Annotated in this window: 14 protein-coding genes and 3 tRNA genes; 9 read left to right on the top strand and 8 right to left on the bottom strand. The window is 37.1% G+C overall.

Annotated features, from left to right (window positions below):
- Positions 1 to 45: 45 nt before the first annotated feature.
- Both HHL23_RS17210 and HHL23_RS17205 read right to left on the bottom strand, forming a co-directional pair.
- A complete protein-coding gene (locus HHL23_RS17210) occupies positions 46 to 819 on the bottom strand; it encodes a ParA family protein (protein ID WP_169236023.1) in 774 nt (257 codons plus the stop codon).
- A gap of 167 nt (positions 820 to 986) precedes the next feature.
- Positions 987 to 1826, bottom strand: coding sequence for an energy transducer TonB (locus HHL23_RS17205; protein ID WP_169236022.1), 840 nt, complete (start codon positions 1824 to 1826; stop codon positions 987 to 989).
- Positions 1827 to 2025: 199 nt separating this feature from the next.
- Between HHL23_RS17205 and HHL23_RS17200 the strand changes: the two genes are divergently transcribed.
- The 6 genes from HHL23_RS17200 (at position 2026) to HHL23_RS17175 (ending at position 10009) form a co-directional block, all read left to right on the top strand.
- The gene (locus HHL23_RS17200) at positions 2026 to 2166 is read left to right on the top strand and encodes a hypothetical protein (RefSeq protein ID WP_169236021.1); all 141 of its coding nucleotides are present in this window, start codon (positions 2026 to 2028) and stop codon (positions 2164 to 2166) included.
- 289 nt (positions 2167 to 2455) lie between these two features.
- A complete protein-coding gene (locus tag HHL23_RS17195) occupies positions 2456 to 4057 on the top strand; it encodes a hypothetical protein (RefSeq protein ID WP_169236020.1) in 1602 nt (533 codons plus the stop codon).
- Positions 4058 to 4337: 280 nt separating this feature from the next.
- Positions 4338 to 6215, top strand: coding sequence for a hypothetical protein (locus HHL23_RS17190; RefSeq protein WP_169236019.1), 1878 nt, complete (start codon positions 4338 to 4340; stop codon positions 6213 to 6215).
- Positions 6216 to 6365: 150 nt separating this feature from the next.
- Positions 6366 to 7193, top strand: a complete 828-nt coding sequence (locus tag HHL23_RS17185; protein WP_169236018.1) for an N-acetylmuramidase domain-containing protein — start codon at positions 6366 to 6368, stop codon at positions 7191 to 7193.
- A gap of 533 nt (positions 7194 to 7726) precedes the next feature.
- Positions 7727 to 8521 (top strand): FkbM family methyltransferase, encoded by a 795-nt coding sequence (locus HHL23_RS17180; RefSeq protein WP_169236017.1) that lies wholly within the window; start codon positions 7727 to 7729, stop codon positions 8519 to 8521.
- A 9-nt stretch (positions 8522 to 8530) separates the two neighbouring features.
- Positions 8531 to 10009 (top strand): lipopolysaccharide biosynthesis protein, encoded by a 1479-nt coding sequence (locus HHL23_RS17175; RefSeq protein ID WP_169236016.1) that lies wholly within the window; start codon positions 8531 to 8533, stop codon positions 10007 to 10009.
- On the opposite strand, the gene HHL23_RS17170 is transcribed toward HHL23_RS17175, so the two are convergent.
- The 4 genes from HHL23_RS17170 to HHL23_RS17155 all read right to left on the bottom strand — a co-directional run bounded on the left by HHL23_RS17170 (position 10002) and on the right by HHL23_RS17155 (position 14578).
- Positions 10002 to 11048, bottom strand: coding sequence for a hypothetical protein (locus tag HHL23_RS17170; protein WP_169236015.1), 1047 nt, complete (start codon positions 11046 to 11048; stop codon positions 10002 to 10004). The genes HHL23_RS17175 and HHL23_RS17170 overlap by 8 nt on opposite strands.
- A gap of 99 nt (positions 11049 to 11147) precedes the next feature.
- On the bottom strand, positions 11148 to 12002 hold the full coding sequence (locus HHL23_RS17165; RefSeq protein ID WP_169236014.1) for a glycosyltransferase: 855 nt from the start codon (positions 12000 to 12002) through the stop codon (positions 11148 to 11150).
- A gap of 80 nt (positions 12003 to 12082) precedes the next feature.
- A complete protein-coding gene (gene aspA / locus HHL23_RS17160; RefSeq protein ID WP_169236013.1) occupies positions 12083 to 13483 on the bottom strand; it encodes an aspartate ammonia-lyase in 1401 nt (466 codons plus the stop codon).
- A 69-nt stretch (positions 13484 to 13552) separates the two neighbouring features.
- Positions 13553 to 14578: an N-acetylmuramoyl-L-alanine amidase gene (locus HHL23_RS17155; protein ID WP_169236012.1), complete on the bottom strand. Its 1026-nt coding sequence runs from the start codon at positions 14576 to 14578 to the stop codon at positions 13553 to 13555.
- Between the two features lie 135 nt (positions 14579 to 14713).
- Here HHL23_RS17155 and HHL23_RS17150 point away from each other — a divergent pair.
- The 3 genes from HHL23_RS17150 to HHL23_RS17140 all read left to right on the top strand — a co-directional run bounded on the left by HHL23_RS17150 (position 14714) and on the right by HHL23_RS17140 (position 15007).
- Positions 14714 to 14798 (top strand) — tRNA-Ser (locus HHL23_RS17150).
- A gap of 28 nt (positions 14799 to 14826) precedes the next feature.
- Positions 14827 to 14901 (top strand) — tRNA-Pro (locus HHL23_RS17145).
- Between the two features lie 32 nt (positions 14902 to 14933).
- Positions 14934 to 15007, top strand: a tRNA-Arg gene (locus tag HHL23_RS17140).
- Positions 15008 to 15196: 189 nt separating this feature from the next.
- Here the strand turns inward: HHL23_RS17140 and HHL23_RS17135 are convergent.
- Both HHL23_RS17135 and HHL23_RS17130 read right to left on the bottom strand, forming a co-directional pair.
- Positions 15197 to 15358 (bottom strand): PTS sugar transporter subunit IIBC, encoded by a 162-nt coding sequence (locus HHL23_RS17135; protein ID WP_169236011.1) that lies wholly within the window; start codon positions 15356 to 15358, stop codon positions 15197 to 15199.
- Entirely contained in the window at positions 15345 to 16832 is a 1488-nt protein-coding gene (locus HHL23_RS17130; protein WP_169236010.1) for a recombinase family protein, read from the bottom strand. Before HHL23_RS17130 ends, HHL23_RS17135 begins: the two co-directional genes overlap by 14 nt.
- Between the last annotated feature and the right edge of the window lie 869 nt (positions 16833 to 17701).

The raw sequence follows: 17701 nt of genomic DNA, 5'->3' as shown, positions 1-17701 counted from the left end.
GATAAGTAATGATGTACATTCACTTATACTCCATTTATTATTAAATTAATTTTTTACTAAATTTTCGTTCCTCAACAGAACTTCTTCTGCAAGCTGAATGTACTGGATAGCTCCTTTACTTTCCGCATCGTAGTTAAGGATACTTTCTCCGAAGCTTGGTGCCTCACTTAACCTTACATTTCTGCTGATGATTGTTTCGAAAACCATGTCAGGGAAATGTGAATTCACTTCTTCAACGACCTGGTTAGACAATCTCAATCTGCTGTCGTACATCGTAAGAAGAAGGCCTTCAATCCCAAGATCTTTATTATGGATCTTCTGTACATTTTTTACGGTATTCAAAAGCTTACCCAATCCTTCCAATGCAAAATATTCGCACTGGATCGGAATGATCACAGAATCTGCTGCGGTAAGCGCATTGACTGTAATAAGCCCTAAACTCGGTGCGCAATCGATAATAATATAATCATAATCGTCTCTCACCTCAGCCAGTGCTTTCTTCAGCATGTACTCACGGTTTTCTTTATCCACGAGCTCAATTTCTGCTGCAACAAGGTCAATATGTGAAGGAATGATATCCAGGTTGGGAGAAGCGGTTCTTTTGATACAGGTTCTTGTATCGGCGCTGTGCTCCAATAGATTATATGTAGAATACTGAACATCATCTACACCAAGCCCTGAGGTTGCATTAGCCTGTGGGTCAGCATCAATAAGGAGTATTCTTTTTTCCAATACCCCTAATGCTGCCGCCAAGTTTACAGCTGTGGTCGTTTTTCCAACTCCACCTTTTTGATTAGCGATACCTATGATTTTTGCCATTATTAGAACTTTAGGTTTCAAAAATACACTTTTTTCTTTGCTCTGTAGGAGTGGCTAAATTCAAAATTGAGTTAAAGTACTGTTAATAAACAGTTTAACAATTAAAAAAATTATCCACAAAAAAAATTCTTTGTGGATAACTATTAAGATTTGCTTTTTTATCTCAATTATTCAAAGTTCATTGTAATTGGAAATTTGAAATAACTTCTTACGGTTTCGCCCTGTTTATTTTTAGCAGCTTTCCAGGTTCCTCCGATACTTTTGATGGTTCTGATCGCTTCTTTATTAAATTCAGCATCCTTACCATCCGCTTTAATTCCGGAAATAGTTCCGTCCTTTTCTACAATAAAAGTAATTACTGTTCTCATTGTTTCTCCGGTTCCGTCAAATCCTGAACCGTCAAATTTATTAATCACTTTATTTCTGAATGACTCAAGTCCTCCTGGAAATATTGCTTCTGCTCCAAGCTCTCCTGTATCTGCAATATGATTATCAGGACCTTTTGGAGCTGGTGGGGTTGGTGGAATATAAGGCACTGCAGGTCCTGTTCCTGCTTGGGGAAGTACAGGATGGTAGTTTGTTTTTGCAATTGCCCCTTCTGAAGAGTTTATTGGTCCTGCAATCGCTCCTTCAACCTTTTCTATAACCTGTTCATTTCTTACTTTTGCTTTAGGTTCTGGTACAACATCAACATAAGTTTTAACCTTTTCAGGCTTAACCTGTGGTTTCACAATTTCTACAGGCTGATCTTTGGGCAGATCCGGCTCAATATAAATTGGTGGTGGGAGTACATATCCTCCACCAGTTACAACTTCGGTAGTTTGAAATGCTGAAATTACAAGGGGGGTTATTGAAATGGCAGCCAATAAACTCACTCCCACAAAAAGTGCTTTGGTTAGTATTCTATCTGATTCATTTCTTAATGCATAGGCTCCGTATTCTTTGTTGCGGTGCTCAAAAAGAACTTCGTTGAAACGAAATTCCTGATTTTGGTTTAGGTGTTTCATCACTATTAAATATTTAAACTGTTAAAATAAGTGATTATTAGTTTTAATGGCTTTTTGCAAAAAGTTTAAAATATCAATCAACAATCCTGCCAAAAAAATACATAAATGTTAATTATTTAACTAATTATATGAAATATTTAACAAAATAGCGTTTCACCAAATTAAAAGGGTGAGAATACTTGTAAAATAATTATATGCTATGTGTAGGAAAACAGAAAGTATTCCAAGACAAGCTACCGATTTTGAAATGAATGCTTCAGATTGGTATCCCGGACTCTATTTATTGATTCCTGTAAAAGACGGTGAAAGGAAGCAACCCATAAAGCTACTGAAAAAATAAAACCATTTATTGAACTTAAAAAATCACCTCTCTTGCCGGGTGATTTTTTGCACTCCATTGTAGAATACCACTGCTCGATCAGCATTCCAACAACATTTATTTGATAAAAATAACACATATAAATTAAAACAAATTCAACATAAATTAAAAAATAGTGAAAACCACGCCTAAAAAACAGGAAAAACACTGTTGATTTACTCACACCACTGAAATACATTTGTACTATAAAAAATCGGGGATGCTGAAAACCAAAAAGAGTAAGCAAAGAAAATTTTAAAAACTTATAATTATGCCAACTTTAACTCAAGAAGCAAAAACAAATTCATTAATGAGCATGCTTTTAAAGCAAGTTTATGACACGGTAACCAACGGAGGAAATCCGGAATCTTTAGGAACTGATGATTTCATCGCCTTTGATCCGGTAGGGATTACACTTTCTGAAGACACTTTCGATTATGCGCTGAACGGACTTTTCGGAGATGCACCTTCTCCAAAACCAATGCTGGACGGAACAGGAAAACCTATTCTGGACGCCAACGGAAATCCGAAAATTGATATGGAGGCCTACCAAAATGCTTTATCTAACAGCAAATTCAAAAAATACCTTCAGATGGAGCAGTTCGCAGCGATGACTGATGCTATTCCTTCCCAACTACCTCCTCTTACCGAAGACGGAAAAGGAAGAGCGATCACGATTATGAATGATTCCCAGAAGAGGGTTTCAAAAGTATACGAGGATCTTTTGCAGTGGTCTGTAGTTGTAGACACAGATTTTGACCAAAAAGTAGAAAAGAAGCTTGATTCTCTGAGAGATAAATTATTCAAAATCAAAAAGGTAAAGAATCCTGATTTTGACGAGAATGCTCCGGTAGATGACCTGAACAAGCCTGAGCTGATCCACACTTTTGTAGCGCCTAGTTATGCTAAATATGTAGAGTATCAGATGAAGTATTATGATATCGTAGATGCAAACAACGAAATCAGAGTGGCAGCAGACAATGGGGACACCGATGCTATGGCTAAGGTTTCTATTGACGGAAAAAACATGAAAAAGCGCGAGGAAGCTGCTTTAAAGGCATGGCAGTCTCTAGGGTATAAGGAAGCTGTGGAAAGAATTCAAAATTATCTGAGCGAAATTGAAGAAAAGCATATGCTCGTGATCAAGAAAAGAATCCAGGCAGAATTCAGAAACAGTCAGAGAACCAGAATTTTAGATTACACCAACTATTCTCCTTGTATTCCGGTTGCAGCCAACGCTTTAAGGGAATCAAAAGGCTGGCCTGAAATTTCTATTTCACAAGGGAAATCAAATTATGATTATTCTAAATCTATCCATAACTGGGGTGCTGCCGGCGGGTTCAGCATGGGATTATTCTCTATCGGAGCCAAAGCAGGAGGAAAAAATGAAAAGACCAAGATCAATTCTGATTATACCAGCATGGATATTTCCTTCAAAATCGGAAAGGTAAGAGTGGAAAGAGGCTGGTTCAATCAACAGTTTATAGAATCTAAATACTGGAAGCTTCACGAACAGTCTCCACAAACATTGAACGGTGACATGATCAGTGATGGAAAAGGTAAAGGATTAATGCCGTCTATCATCACGGAACTGATTATTGCAAAAGATGTTTCTCTGAACTTTAAAGACAGCAGCTCGGCATACACTGAGGCTAAAAATTCAGTATCCGGTGGTGGTGCAGTAGGAATAGGACCTTTCGTAATCGGAGGAAACTACAGCTACGATAACCAGAATGTAAAATCCACCTATGAATGGGAAGGCAAAAAGCTGGTCTCAAAAGGAATTTACATCATCGGGTATAAATGCCACATTGTCCCTAAATCTCCCAACCCGAATCCGGAGATCAAAAAATGGGCAGACGGAAAATCATAATGAGGTAAGGAGGTTTGAAGCCGGAAGAGGGAAGTTACTGGAATCCTAAAATACAACGATAGTGCAGTTTTATTATTTTATTAAAACTACTTTATAAATTTTACGGCATCTGTTCAATATAAATGTTCAGGAGTAACTTCAAGCCTCCCTCTTCAAACTTCCAACTCATTAATATCATTTTCTTTAACCCAACCTGAGATTACTTATATATCCTTCTCAATAAGAATAGCCGGCAGAAGTTTTTTCTGTCGGTTATTCACCTAAACTAAAAACTATAACCATGAAATATTTTGTAGCCGTTTACCAGAAGCTTAAGAATATCTATATGTCGCAGAGTTCGATGGAAAATGACCTGCCTATGATCTGCCCATCTCTTCGGGTATATGATAATGAGGAACTGGAGCTCCTGAAACCTCAGAGTCTGCTGAACGATGACCAGAAAAAAGCCCTTTCGATCATCAAAAAACAGAACGTCGCCTATGAGCTAAACTCTGTTCCTATTTCTCAGAATTTCTGGGATCTGAATCCGAACAATTCTTTATTTGATATCTACAGAGATATTCTGGACAAAAACAATCTGAAAAATCTGGAGGAAAATCTGGACAAAGTTCTGGACAACAAAAGCACGGTTCTTTTTGATGCTAAAAACAGTGACACCAAAGAATTCAAAGCTTATAAAAAATACAGAACATTATTTGAAGAGGCTGTCAATACAATAACAGACCATCTGATGGTATTGGACGGACTTGACACTGAAGAAGAAAAAAGCAACTGGAACGACAGGCTTATCAACCTGAATAATCTGAAAGAACTGGCTTTTTCTGAATGGAAGGTTAAAGGAAGTAAAGACAGCATTGAAAAGGAACTGGCAAGGATCAACAAATCTTCTGACGCTGACCTCTATCTTGCCATGGCACAGAATGCGAAACATACTTTTGAGGCCGCTGAGAAAACGGATGTGATCAGCAATTCTTCAATTCACGATATCAATTTTATTCCATATGATTTCATGGAAAATGAATCCGGATGGAACAGCATGCGCATTGAAAAATCTGAACTGGAGGGACTTCATTCTGAGGCGAAAAACAGCAATGAAAATATTCCTTCTGAGATTTTATCTATAGATTATGATGAAAACATGATCCAGGCTGTGGAAGCAGATTATTCTTTCGTGCATTTAAAAAGAAACTGGTTCAATAAAAATTTTATGCTGTCGGATTATTTTGAATGGAAAGAACCTAAAAAAATATCAGACGGACAGACCATTTCCAATGACTTTAAGCTTCCGGCTTTTCCGAAAACCATGATTCTGATCAAAAATCTAAAAGTGATTCTGGATCCTTCTATTGTCAGTACCAGTGTTAGCAATAACGAGCAACTTGTTTATTTTGGACCGATGGTGATGAAGCAACAGGTTTTTGTCAACAAAAATAATAATCAAAGGTTTCTGAAAGCGATCACCAATGTAAAAACCATCAAGTCTGACCAATTTAATTATTTAGCTAAGAAAACAGCTATTGCAGGAACTCAAAAAGCAATGGTTATTAATGGTTTTACTGCCAGACCCTCTGTGGAAACAGAACCTTCAGAAACACTGAAAACAGCAGCCAATCCTTCTTTCGCCGGTAAAACGAACATGGGAAACCTTATTAATACTATTAAAAACTTAACACCGTTGAATCCGGTTCCTCATGGAGCAAGTCCGGTACAGCCTACGCCCCAACCTGCCAACCCCATTAAAGTACCCTGGGGTTCATGGGGCCCTAAATTCCCTACTATTCCAACTCCGACACCGACACCAATTCCCACCCCTATTCCATTACCGCCTGCAGGTGCTGTTGTACAATTCAGAGTTTCGGATAAAATTAATAGCGACCCCATCTATAAATGCGCTATCTCCATTAAAGGGACGAACAACAACCGGATCTTTGAGATCGAAAGCAATGAAGCCGGTATAATCAATCAACTCATCCCTCTAGGCGAGTACAGTATTGAACTGAGAATCGATGATTACGCCGTTTTAAATCAGAGTTTCAGCGTTACCAGCGCAATGCCGCTTAACCTGGAATATAAACTTCAGAGGGAAGAAGTGAAATTTAAGTCGTTCTTTCTGATCGGAATGATTTGTGAGAGAATGCCGCGTATACCGGTTAATTAGATGCTAGACTTCAGATGTCAGACATGAGATATGAGACTTCAAATTTTGATACATATCTAAAACTATTCACTATTCACTATTCACTATTCACTATTCACTATTCACTATTCACTATTCACTATTCACTATTCACTTATAAAAAATATTACCATGAGACTTTTAAAACATTATACAAAAGCACCGGAAGTACTAACCTTATGTGAGATTCTTTACCAACTTGGATACAACATTAAGATCTCGGATTCATTCACTCTGGAAGTAGATGCAGCCGTGAAGGATTTTCAAAGTAAAAACTCTTTGGTTGTAGACGGAATCGTTGGGGTAAAAACCTGGGCCGTTCTTCTTGAAAAAGATGAAAGACCTGTAAACCAGACCGATAAATTCCTGAAGGAGAGCGACCTTGTTAATTTTGCAGATGAATACAATCTGGAACTCGCTGCCGTAAAAGCCGTGAACGAAATTGAAAGCAGCGGAAAAGGATTTTTAATCAATAATAAACCTAAAATTCTGTTTGAGGGTCATGTTTTCTGGAATGAACTTAAGAAAAGAGGTGTCGATCCTAATTCTTATTACAATTCAAACAGCCAGAACGTTCTTTATCCGAAATGGACCAAAGTGTATTATCAGGGTGGTGTGAAAGAATATGACAGACTCAGTGAAGCTATCAGCCTCAACAATAGTCCGAACTTCAAAGAGGCCGCATTATCTTCCGCTTCATGGGGGAGTTTTCAGATCATGGGCTATCATGCTAAAAATTTAGGCTATAGCGATGTTCATCACTTTGTTTCGCAAATGGAACTCAATGAGGGTGCACATTTGAAAGCATTTGGGAAATTTCTGGAGAAAAATAACTGCCTTGTTCATCTCAGAAATAAAAACTGGGCGGGCTTTGCAAAGCTTTATAACGGAGCCGGATACAGGGAAAATAAATACGATGAAAAGCTGGCTAAGGCTTACGCCAAATATTCTCAAAATTAAATAATCAACTTTTTTATTTCCCGCAGATGACGCAGATTTCGGAGAGAATTTTGTGGGATCTGTGGGATTTTGTTTTATAGCTGCTGTAAACCACCCCGTCAAAAATTCTTTGAATTTTAGCCACCTCTCCGTGGGGGAATTAAGGGCCGACGGATTCCTGTCATTATGAAAATATTTGATTTTCAAAAAACTTAAATGATCTTCTTTTTGTAAGGCTTTCAAACTTAAATAACTGAAGTGCTTAAAAAATTTTCGTGCCTTTTGTGGTTGCAAAAAAAATCCAAAGGATATCACATTATGAATTTAAACAACCCTTCTTTTCATCATTAATTCAATCCTATTAAAAAGAAAGGACATTTTGAAACAGGTTTTCCGGAATCGTTTTTATAACAAAGCTTCAACCAGCTAAAATTCAATTTTTTGCAAATCGACACTTTTCAGTTACAAACTGATAATCAAACGGTTATATTTGTATTTTTTTAACATTAGTTTAACATTTTTGCTTATCTTTGCCTTTCGTCAAACAATCAGGGATGTCTTTATATCAACAAATTGCAGAAAAACTACAATATATAAGTCCGAGTTTTTACAAGAAAAGATATTTTAAAAATTTAAACCATCTTACTCAAGCTAATTTTTCGGCACGGAATGTAGAACCGGAACTGGTATGGATCAAGGAGTACCTCCCCAAAAATGCTGTAATACTGGACATCGGGGCCAATGTCGGGACTTTTCTTTATCAACTGGAAAGCAAACTGAATCATGAAAATATTTATGGTTTTGAACCGAACAAAAAACTTTACCGACGTCTGAAAAGGCTTTTCCCAAGAATGAGAGTATTCCCCCTGGCTCTCTCTGACGAAAACACGACCGCTGAATTTAAGGTTCCGATTATTAACGGCAGACAGATTGCTTCCCGTGGAACTTTAAACACATTATACAAAGAAAAAGGTGAAGAGGAAAGCTATACCGAAAAGGTAAAGGTGATCAAACTGGATGAATGGGCTGCTATAGAGCACTTCGACAGACTGGACTTCATCAAAATAGATGTGGAAGGAAATGAAATGAAAACCCTTTCCGGCGCTAAAAAAATCATCAAAAAGTTTCTTCCGACATTGATGGTCGAAATGGAACAGAGACACCATAACAATCCCATTTGGAATGATATTTCTGAAGTAAAAAGCTGGGGCTATGAAGCAAAATATCTTAACCGTGACAGTTTTAAGCTGGAACTTCTGACGGAAGAGATTTTACTACACAATACAAACGATGAAAAAAATAAAACCAGCTATATAAACAATATTATTTTTACGCCAAAAAACCATTAAAAGAACAGTATGAGTGTAGTAGCGAGACAGGGCTTCAAATATTCCATCATAGGTTATATTGGTTTTCTGCTGGGTACCATATCCGCCATTTTTATTTTTCCGTATAATTTTGAATTTTATGGAAAGCTCCGCTATATCCTCCCTACCGCAGAAATGCTGGTTCCTTTTGTAGTATTGGGTATTTCCTACTCCAATGTAAAGTTTTTTCATAGAGTGGAAAAAGATGGCAAAAAGCAGAATATGCTGTCGCTGTCGTTACTAACGGTTTTTATCAATTTTATCATTTTTACGGGCGTATTTTTTGTACTCCCCTATTTTTTCCCAAAATTTCAACATTCGGAAGCCTGGAAGCTAAAGGAAATGATCCTCCCACTGATTCTTATCCTTTCATTCTGTGCGATCTTCAATAAATATACATCCAATTACAAGAGAATTGTAGTTTCCAATATTTTTGACAATCTTTTCCCTAAAATAGCCAATCTGGGAGCTTTCTGCCTGTCTGCTTATTTTATGCTGTCTCAACAAATAGCATTTGCTTTCTTTTTTGGAATATTTGCTTTAATGCTTTGTGGATATATTTATTACACCAACAGGCTTGAAAAGATACAGCTGGATTTTAATACTGATTATTTCAAGAAAGATCATTTCTGGAAAGAGTTTTTCAATTACAGTTTTTTCGGATTCCTGGGAACTTTCGGCAATTACCTAGCGATCAACAGCTTCATGATCGGTGAATTTATGGGAATGGAAGAAGTGGGAATCTACTCTGTTCTGTATGCCCTGATTTCATTGATCTCTGTTCCACAGCTGGGGCTGTTTAATATTTCTGCCCCGATTATCAGTAAGACATTGGCTGACGGTGATATGGCGGAACTTGACCGATTTCACAAAAAGACATCTCTATCTTTATATTTTTTAGGGGCGGTCCTGTTTTCGTGCATAATGGTCGGTTTTCCTTACCTGACGGAATTTATGCCTAAAAATGGAACCATGCTAAGGGAATATGAGCCTGTAGTATGGATTTGGGGCTCTGCCGTTTTAATTGATCTTGCGACAGGATTTAACGGGAATATTATTTCGCTTTCAAAATATTACAGATTCAATATCCTGATCATGCTGCTTCTTGCAGGACTTACCATAGGACTGAACTATTATTTCATTAAAAATACAGATCTGAAACTGATCGGAATTGCTTTATCTACAGCTATTTCTCTGACGACTTATAATGTCATCAAGATCGCTTTCAATTATTTTGTTTTCAAAGTATCTCCTCTGACGATTGAAATGATCTTCGTTTCTATTATCTGCACTTTAGCCATTACAGTGGCTATTGTTTTACCAACTTTCAATAATAATTTCATCAACCTGATTTACAAACCGGCTGTCGTTTTGATTTTGATTTTTATTGGTAATTATTTCACAAAGGTTTTCCCACTCGAGAATTATCTGAATGCAAAATTTATTAAAAGTATTTTTAAATTTAAATAGAAATTAAGCCAGACAGAACATCTTCAAGCTTTTTCAGCACTGACTTTTTGTTGTAATTTTCCTGGAAATCGAAACGGGTGTTTTTAAGCTCTTTAAACTGCTCTAAAACATTTTCCTTCTCAGGAATAATAAATTCTAATTTCGACGGATAATCTTTAGGAAAAACGGCTATTTTACCATATTTGATGGCGTCTCCTAAGTTTCCAGTCATTTTTGTACGCCCATAAATTTCTTCCCTGCTGAAAAATTCTGCTTTCTGCTGAATAGGACACCATAAAACGTCTGCCTTCTCCATCCCTTTTTGGAAATCGATATTCGAAACTCTGTCAGAAAAATACTGTATGGAGACATTTTCGGGAAGTTTTTGTGACAGTTTTTCAAGATGTTTCAGTTCGTCATCTTTAGCTTTCCCCAGAAATATGAATTCACACTTTTCACCGGTTTCTAAATGTTGAATTGTTTTAAAAACACGATCATAATCTCTTCTTTTTTGAGAAACTCCCCCGGGAATAACAACAACAAGCCCCTTATTCTCTTGTTTTTCAATAGGTTCACTATAAAAAAGAGGCAGAAACTTATAAGTGCTTGATGAAAGTTCTTCGTCCAATATCAACAGGCTTTTGGCATTCCTGTAGGTCTTCGAAGTGTAAAACAAGCCTTCTTTCCACCATAATTTCAGCCGATACACAAGATCTCCCTTGAAAATACTCTTCATCAAAGCCCCTTTTGAGGCTACTGAAAAATTGATGTTGTGAACAATAACTGCTGCATTATACTTTTGAACCAGTGCATGAAAAGTGTTGAAATACCGGTGAACCGTCCCAATAATAATCAGGTCATATTTTTTTAACTTCAACTGCTCCATGATCATAGAACTGTCAGATAAAAACACAGTTTCTCCATTCTCCTCCACTATATCTTTAATCTTTTTAGAAAAATAATAATCTACACTAAAGTCGGCAGAATCCTTCATAATATCCATGAAAGCCTGCGCAATTTCTGCGTGGGTATCTATTTCTATGTAGGCGATTTTTTTCAATTAGGGATTAGGGATTAGGGATTAGGGATTAGGGATTAGGGATTAGGGATTAGGGATTAGCAAAGGTAATAGGTTTGGCTGGATCTCAATCTATCTTTCTTACATGTTCAGCCATTTTTTCTTCAGCGTTTTCCAGCGTTTATCATTGATGGCTTGCTGCTCTTCTTTTGAGATTTTCAGTTCCAGTTTTTCTGTTTTACAGGCTTCGTAAGCTTTAATGATGTTAAAGAAAAAAGATACAGATCTGCTCTTCGCTGCTTCTTTTGAAGAAGCAATATAAGCCAGAAATCTATTCAGTCCCAAAAAGTAAAAATACCTTCCGTAGTAGTCTGCAGGCCTTATCGTATAGTCTGCTCCTTTCACTTTAATCAGTTTTACCTGAAGTTCGGGAAGAACCATTTCTTTCCAGCCCATATTTTCCAACAGAATGGAATCAATATTATCCCAACCCAGTGTTTCCCTCAAGCCACCGATCTGTATAAAACATTCTTTGCGGTAGGCTTTCATAGGCCCTCTTACATGCTGTTTATTTGAATTGCCTTCATATACCCATTTTCCGTCTTGCTCTACATACAATAACCCGCCAACAAGCCCGTATTCCGGATTGTTTTTGAAAGCACTTTCCAGTGTTTCCAGATAATTGCCCGGAAGAATAATGTCTGCATCAAATTTACAGATGACATCAAATTCATCCATATTCTGAGTCTTCAGCCCGTTGTTGAAGGCATTCACAACTTTAGAACCTGGCTGATGTGCCGATTTCTGAAGATCCATTGTTTCAAAACGGGAATCATGATCTGTATATTTTTTGATCACTTCCGCTGTTCTATCTGTAGAGCCGTCATTCACAACCACAGTTTTGAAATCTCTGAAGCTTTGTTGCTGCAAAGAATCCAAGGTGAATGAAAGATTTTCTTCTTCGTTATGAGCAGGAATAATGATTAAGAACCTCACTTTTTAAATTGATCAATGATGAAGAATGAATGATAAATGATGTATTTATTATCACTTATCATTCATCAATTCTGGTTTATTTATTTGTTATGCGGTTTCAGCATGTTTTTAGGATCTAGAATTTCATCTAATTTCTCCTGGGAAAGAATACCTTTCTCTAAAACAAGATTATAAACGCTATTTCCGGTTGCCAGAGCTTCTTTTGCGATCTCTGTAGACTTTTTATATCCGATGTAAGGATTCAATGCGGTTACAATACCTATGCTGTGTTTCACCATGTTCAGACAGATCTCCTTGTTCGCTGTAATACCTACCACACATTTCTCACGAAGCGTATCCAATGCATTGCAAAGAAAATTAATGTTTTCCATTATCGCGTGGGAAAGTACAGGCTCCATTACGTTAAGCTGTAATTGTCCTGCTTCTGCGGCAAAAGTTACGGTAAGGTCATTTCCAAATACTTTAAAACACACCTGATTCACTACTTCCGGAATAACAGGGTTTACTTTTCCTGGCATAATAGATGATCCAGGCTGCATAGGAGGAAGATTGATCTCGAATAATCCGGCTCTTGGACCTGAAGAAAGCAATCTTAAGTCATTACAGATTTTGGAAAGCTTTACAGCCAGACGTTTTGTAGCAGAAGAATAAATCACATATGAACCTGTATCCGGTGTAGCTTCAACAAGATTGGGTGCGGAAATAACCGGAAAACCAGTTATCTGAGCCAGATTTTTAGCACAAAGCGTTGCATAACCTACCGGAGCGTTCAGTCCTGTACCGATAGCCGTAGCTCCCATATTGACTTCTACGAAAAGGTTGGCATTGTTATTTAATTTAGAAATATCTTCTTCCAAAGTGGCTGCATAGGCTTCAAACTCCTGTCCCAAAGTCATTGGAACGGCATCCTGAAGCTGGGTACGGCCCATTTTGATCACATCATGGAATTCATTGCCTTTTGCACGGAAAGCATCAACAATTTTCTCAAGCCTCTCAACCAATCCGATATTCATATGAAGCAGTCCCATTTTGATCGCTGTAGGATAGGCATCATTGGTAGACTGGGAAAGGTTGATATGATCATTCGGTGAACAGAATTCGTACTCGCCTTTATTTTTTCCTAATTTTTCTAAAACGATATTGGCAATCACTTCATTCGCATTCATATTGATTGAAGTTCCGGCTCCTCCCTGAATCATATCTACAGGAAACTGCTCGTGGTACTTCCCTGCTACAATTTCATCACAGGCTTCTGCTATTTTGAAATATAGACTTTCATCAAGCAGACCCAATTCATAATTGGTTTTTGCCGCTGCCTTTTTTACAAAAGCCAAACCTTTGATAAAGTCCGGATAGGAAGACAGAAGCTGTCCTGAGATTTTAAAGTTATCGATCGCTCTCTGCGTCTGTACCCCGTAATAAGCATCTGCAGGCACATTGAGTTCGCCTAACAGATCACTTTCTTTTCTGAAATTTTCCATTACAGATAATTTAACTGTTTTTATTTTTGAATATAACAAAAACGCATCTTAACCGATGCGTTTGAATTTTTATTTCGCTGGATATTTTTGATTTAAAGCCTGAAGGATCGCCCATGTTTCAGCATCCATAATTCCGTCATAGTTCTGGGGACGGAAATGATACTGGAAGGCTTCGATTGTTTTTTTCGTTGCATCATCCCATTTTCCGCTCAGATCCACGTAATATCCGAATTTCTGCAATGCCGTCTGGATAACAAAGATAAAGGAAGGATCGTTATATTTAAGAGGTACTTCTTCCTGTGCCAGAGCTAAGAAATTCTGCTTTGCCGCTTCATCATACCACATCCCAAGCTGGTATTCGTCATAAAGCTTTTTCCATGGGAACATAGGCCCCGGATCTTGTTTTCTTGTAGGTGCAATATCTGAATGGGCAAGTACATTCGTTGCCGGAATCTGATATCTTATCACAATGTCTTTAGCCAGTGCAGCCACTTTCTTGATCTGATCATCACTGAAAACTGCAAATGTTCTTTTTCCTGTAGCATCAGCTGTATATCCTGTATTAACGATCTCAATTCCTATTGAGGTGTCATTAAGGTTTTTGTCATTTCTCCATGCACTTACTCCTGCATGATAAGAACGTTTGTTCTCATCTACCAGCTGATAGATCTCATTGTCTCCGGTATTGTTGACCAGATAATGAGCGCTTACGCCCTGTTGGGTAAGTACGGTAATGGATTTATCGTCAGGAAGTGCTGTATAATGTAATATAAGGTAACGCTGTCGGAAGTTCTGTGCAATAGCAGGAAAGTAAGTCTTTACTACTTTATATCCTATTGGTTTTGCTGAAACGATAGAACCGTAGCTTGCCGTATTATCATTTTTTGCAGGATCTGCGAGATTGGTTGTAAAAAACTCTACACCATGCTCATTGGTAATTTTAGGTTTTGGTGTTTGAGCCACCGGAGTTTTAACTGCGGGTTTGGCCTGTGATACCGGGGTTTTCGGCTTGTAGGTATTTTTTTTTACATTTTGTTGGGAAGTACATGAAAAAACAAAAGTACTTAATCCGATGATATATAATGTCTTACGCATCAGTTTATTTTTTTAACCATTTATCACCTCAAAAATACGCAAATTTTATTTGAATTTTATTTGGTAAATAAAGAAATCTGTTCTATATTTGCACTCGCAATAACGGAACAACGATCATTAAAAAATAAGAAAAAAGGAGGGTTGCCAGAGTGGTTAATGGAGCAGTTTGCTAAACTGTCGACGTGCAAGCGTCGCAAGGGTTCGAATCCCTTACCCTCCGCTATTTTTCTTACCAACAATTATATTCTCGGGGCGTAGCGTAGTCCGGTCATCGCGCCTGGTTTGGGACCAGGAGGTCGCAGGTTCGAATCCTGCCGCCCCGACAGTTTTAGTAATTTTCTCAAAATTATTTAATGGGTGCGTAGCTCAGCTGGATAGAGCATCTGCCTTCTAAGCAGACGGTCTCAGGTTCGAATCCTGACGCGCTCACTTAAGGAGACACTATTTAATGGTTGTCTCCTTTTTTTATGCCATTAAAAATCTGTGACCCAAACTCTTACTATCTAGATTTTTATAGTTGGATTTTTGAAAATAGAATCTTGAGGCAGCTATATTAAACTGCCTAAAAAAGTGTTTCAGCGTATATTTAATGGTCTTTTTCAGAAGTTCGATCTCTCCTTAAGGTTTCGATGCCTTATCTTTTGGTTTATTATAATTTTTTGACATCAGATATAGGAAGTCCAATATAACTGCCACTTCTGCATCATCCACCTGAATACCATTTTTTGCTAATATAGCAATTGCCCGTTCAACGGAAACCTTTTTATCATTGAAATTCATTTTTGTTACTTTTTCGGTTATTCTTTTTTGATAGTATCTTTGATAACGCATCGTTTAAACCCAAAGAGAGGTTTCCTGATTGGTAGTCAACATTAGCAGGCGGGATTAGATTCACAAGATGTTTTTTATCTGCAGTGTCCAAATCTGAGAATCCCTGAAAAATGTCCACAAACGATCTGTCTTCTAATTGGTTTTGTTTTTCAATGTCTCTTAATTTAACATTGATATGAAGTAATTCCTTTTTTAAACATTTGGAATTAATTTGGTTCTCCCTTTTTAATTCACTGTAATCATCAAGTTTCAGTATTTCTCCCACAAATAACTTTCTGGCTCGGGAAAGAATCAATCCCTCTTCTTTTAACTTTCTCTCCACCAAATTCCGTTCGTACAAATACCCTGTTTTTTGTGTTTTTACACTCCGATCTTCCAAAATACAACTGAATAGGTCAATTGCCTTATTTGAGAGTGTCAATTGTTGAAGTTTACTTTGGTAACTATCATTGAGAATAATCGCATTTATTCTTGTCTTGCATCCTCCATGACAATGATAATAGGGATATTTTTTTCTCGCGCCTTGAGAAAAACTTCCACTAAGTTTGTGACCGCAAAGAGGACATACCAAAAATCCTCTTAGGAAAAACATGGCTTTCAGATCGTCTCTTTTAGCAGTGGTTTTCCTTTTTGTTGTAATGATGCGCTGAACTTCGTAAAACAAGACTTCCGGGATCAATGGCTCGTGTGTTCCCTTTACCATTTGTTCTTCTTCAGAATTAAACTTTATCGTTATAAGGCCACAGTAAATTGGATTGCGCATAAGTCTGAAAAAATGTGATCGTGAACATATCAATCCTTTATCATTGCCCATTTTTCGGATTTCTTCTACCTTATGAATATTCTTGGAAAGCTGATGGAAGATCCATTTTATAATACCTGCTTCTGGTTCCTTAGGAGCAATAATTTTTTTGCCATCCACCAATGTCAGATTGATGAATCCCAAAGGGGCCTTATTGGGATACCTACCCATCAGTTTCGCCCGACGAATACCGTTGGCTGTATTCTGGGCTCTCCTACTGTTTTCCGCCTCAGGGACTGATAGGTAAACAGCAAGCATGACTATGCTTTCAGGCACGGAAAAATCAACGGGTTGATCAATAGCCATTGCCGTGGTTCTACATTTTCGAAGCATACCTATCATTTCATAGGCGTATTCAATATTCCGGCTAAATCTATCCCATTTAATAAATAGTATATTCTTGTCTTCCCGTGATGATTTGTGTTTAATTATTGAAAGTAGTTTTTTCCATTCGGGCCGATTGAAATTCTTAGCTGAAAAGTCTTCGCGATAAATACCCTTGACTTCTATATTATTAAATTTACAGTATTTCAATAAGCGATCCTCCTGCTCAGGTAATGAATATCCCTTTCTTTTTTGTTCGTCTGTACTTACACGAACGTATAAATAAGCTGTTTTCATATGAATCTGTATTTGGCATTTCTAGTACATTTTCAAACATTTAAAAAGTGATTATAGAGTTACAATCTCAATTTCATTTCCAAATTTAGTTCTTAATTCATTTTCGGTTGTCTTGGAAGGAACTCTAATTACTAAGAGTCGTTTTGGTCTCGAACATGCCATGTAAATCATTCGCTACTTTTCGTTAGGAAATGATGTTGCTCTAACAAAGCTATTAAGACCTACACTTTCACCAGCTCCAGTGGATGAAAAGAATAATAGGAAACTGATTTTTTAATGATTTGAGCTTTTTATAAGGTTTATTCCATTCTGGACGGTTGATTGTTTTGGCAGAATAATTTTCAAAAATGTTTTCTGCACTAAAGAAATTATTCAATTTGCATTATTGGTCAGCCGGTCGGCTTGACTACGCTGAGAATAACCTTTAGCAGCCTACTCATCGGTACTCACCCTAATATAAATACGCAGTCAGCATTTAGAAAGCATTTAAGTACTTAATATTAAACGGAAAAACACCTTCTTTATTAAGTGTATTTATATAATTCAAACAACAATGCAAAATACGGTTACAATAAATGACTTACACATAATTAATTTATTCCTAAATAAACTATGCATTGGTAAGCATACCGAAAGTAAGTCTTGCACATTTAAAAATAAATTTTGATGAAACATTGCAAAAGCTACAAAACATTTTATCAAAAATAACCGTAAAAAAATTGTTCCCGCTGATCTTGATGATTGAAGTCATTTAAACTTTTCCTATAAAAAAGGCTTGCTTATTTTTGTGTTGCGAAACATAAAAAAAGAAAGCAAGCCAATGATGTACCAAGTACTAGACAAAGATATAATAGAAACTGAGATCGTAC

Source organism: Chryseobacterium antibioticum, assembly GCF_012927325.1.
In the GTDB taxonomy this organism is placed as follows: Bacteria; Bacteroidota; Bacteroidia; order Flavobacteriales; family Weeksellaceae; genus Chryseobacterium; species Chryseobacterium antibioticum.
This window is presented reverse-complemented; position numbering and strand designations above follow the sequence as displayed.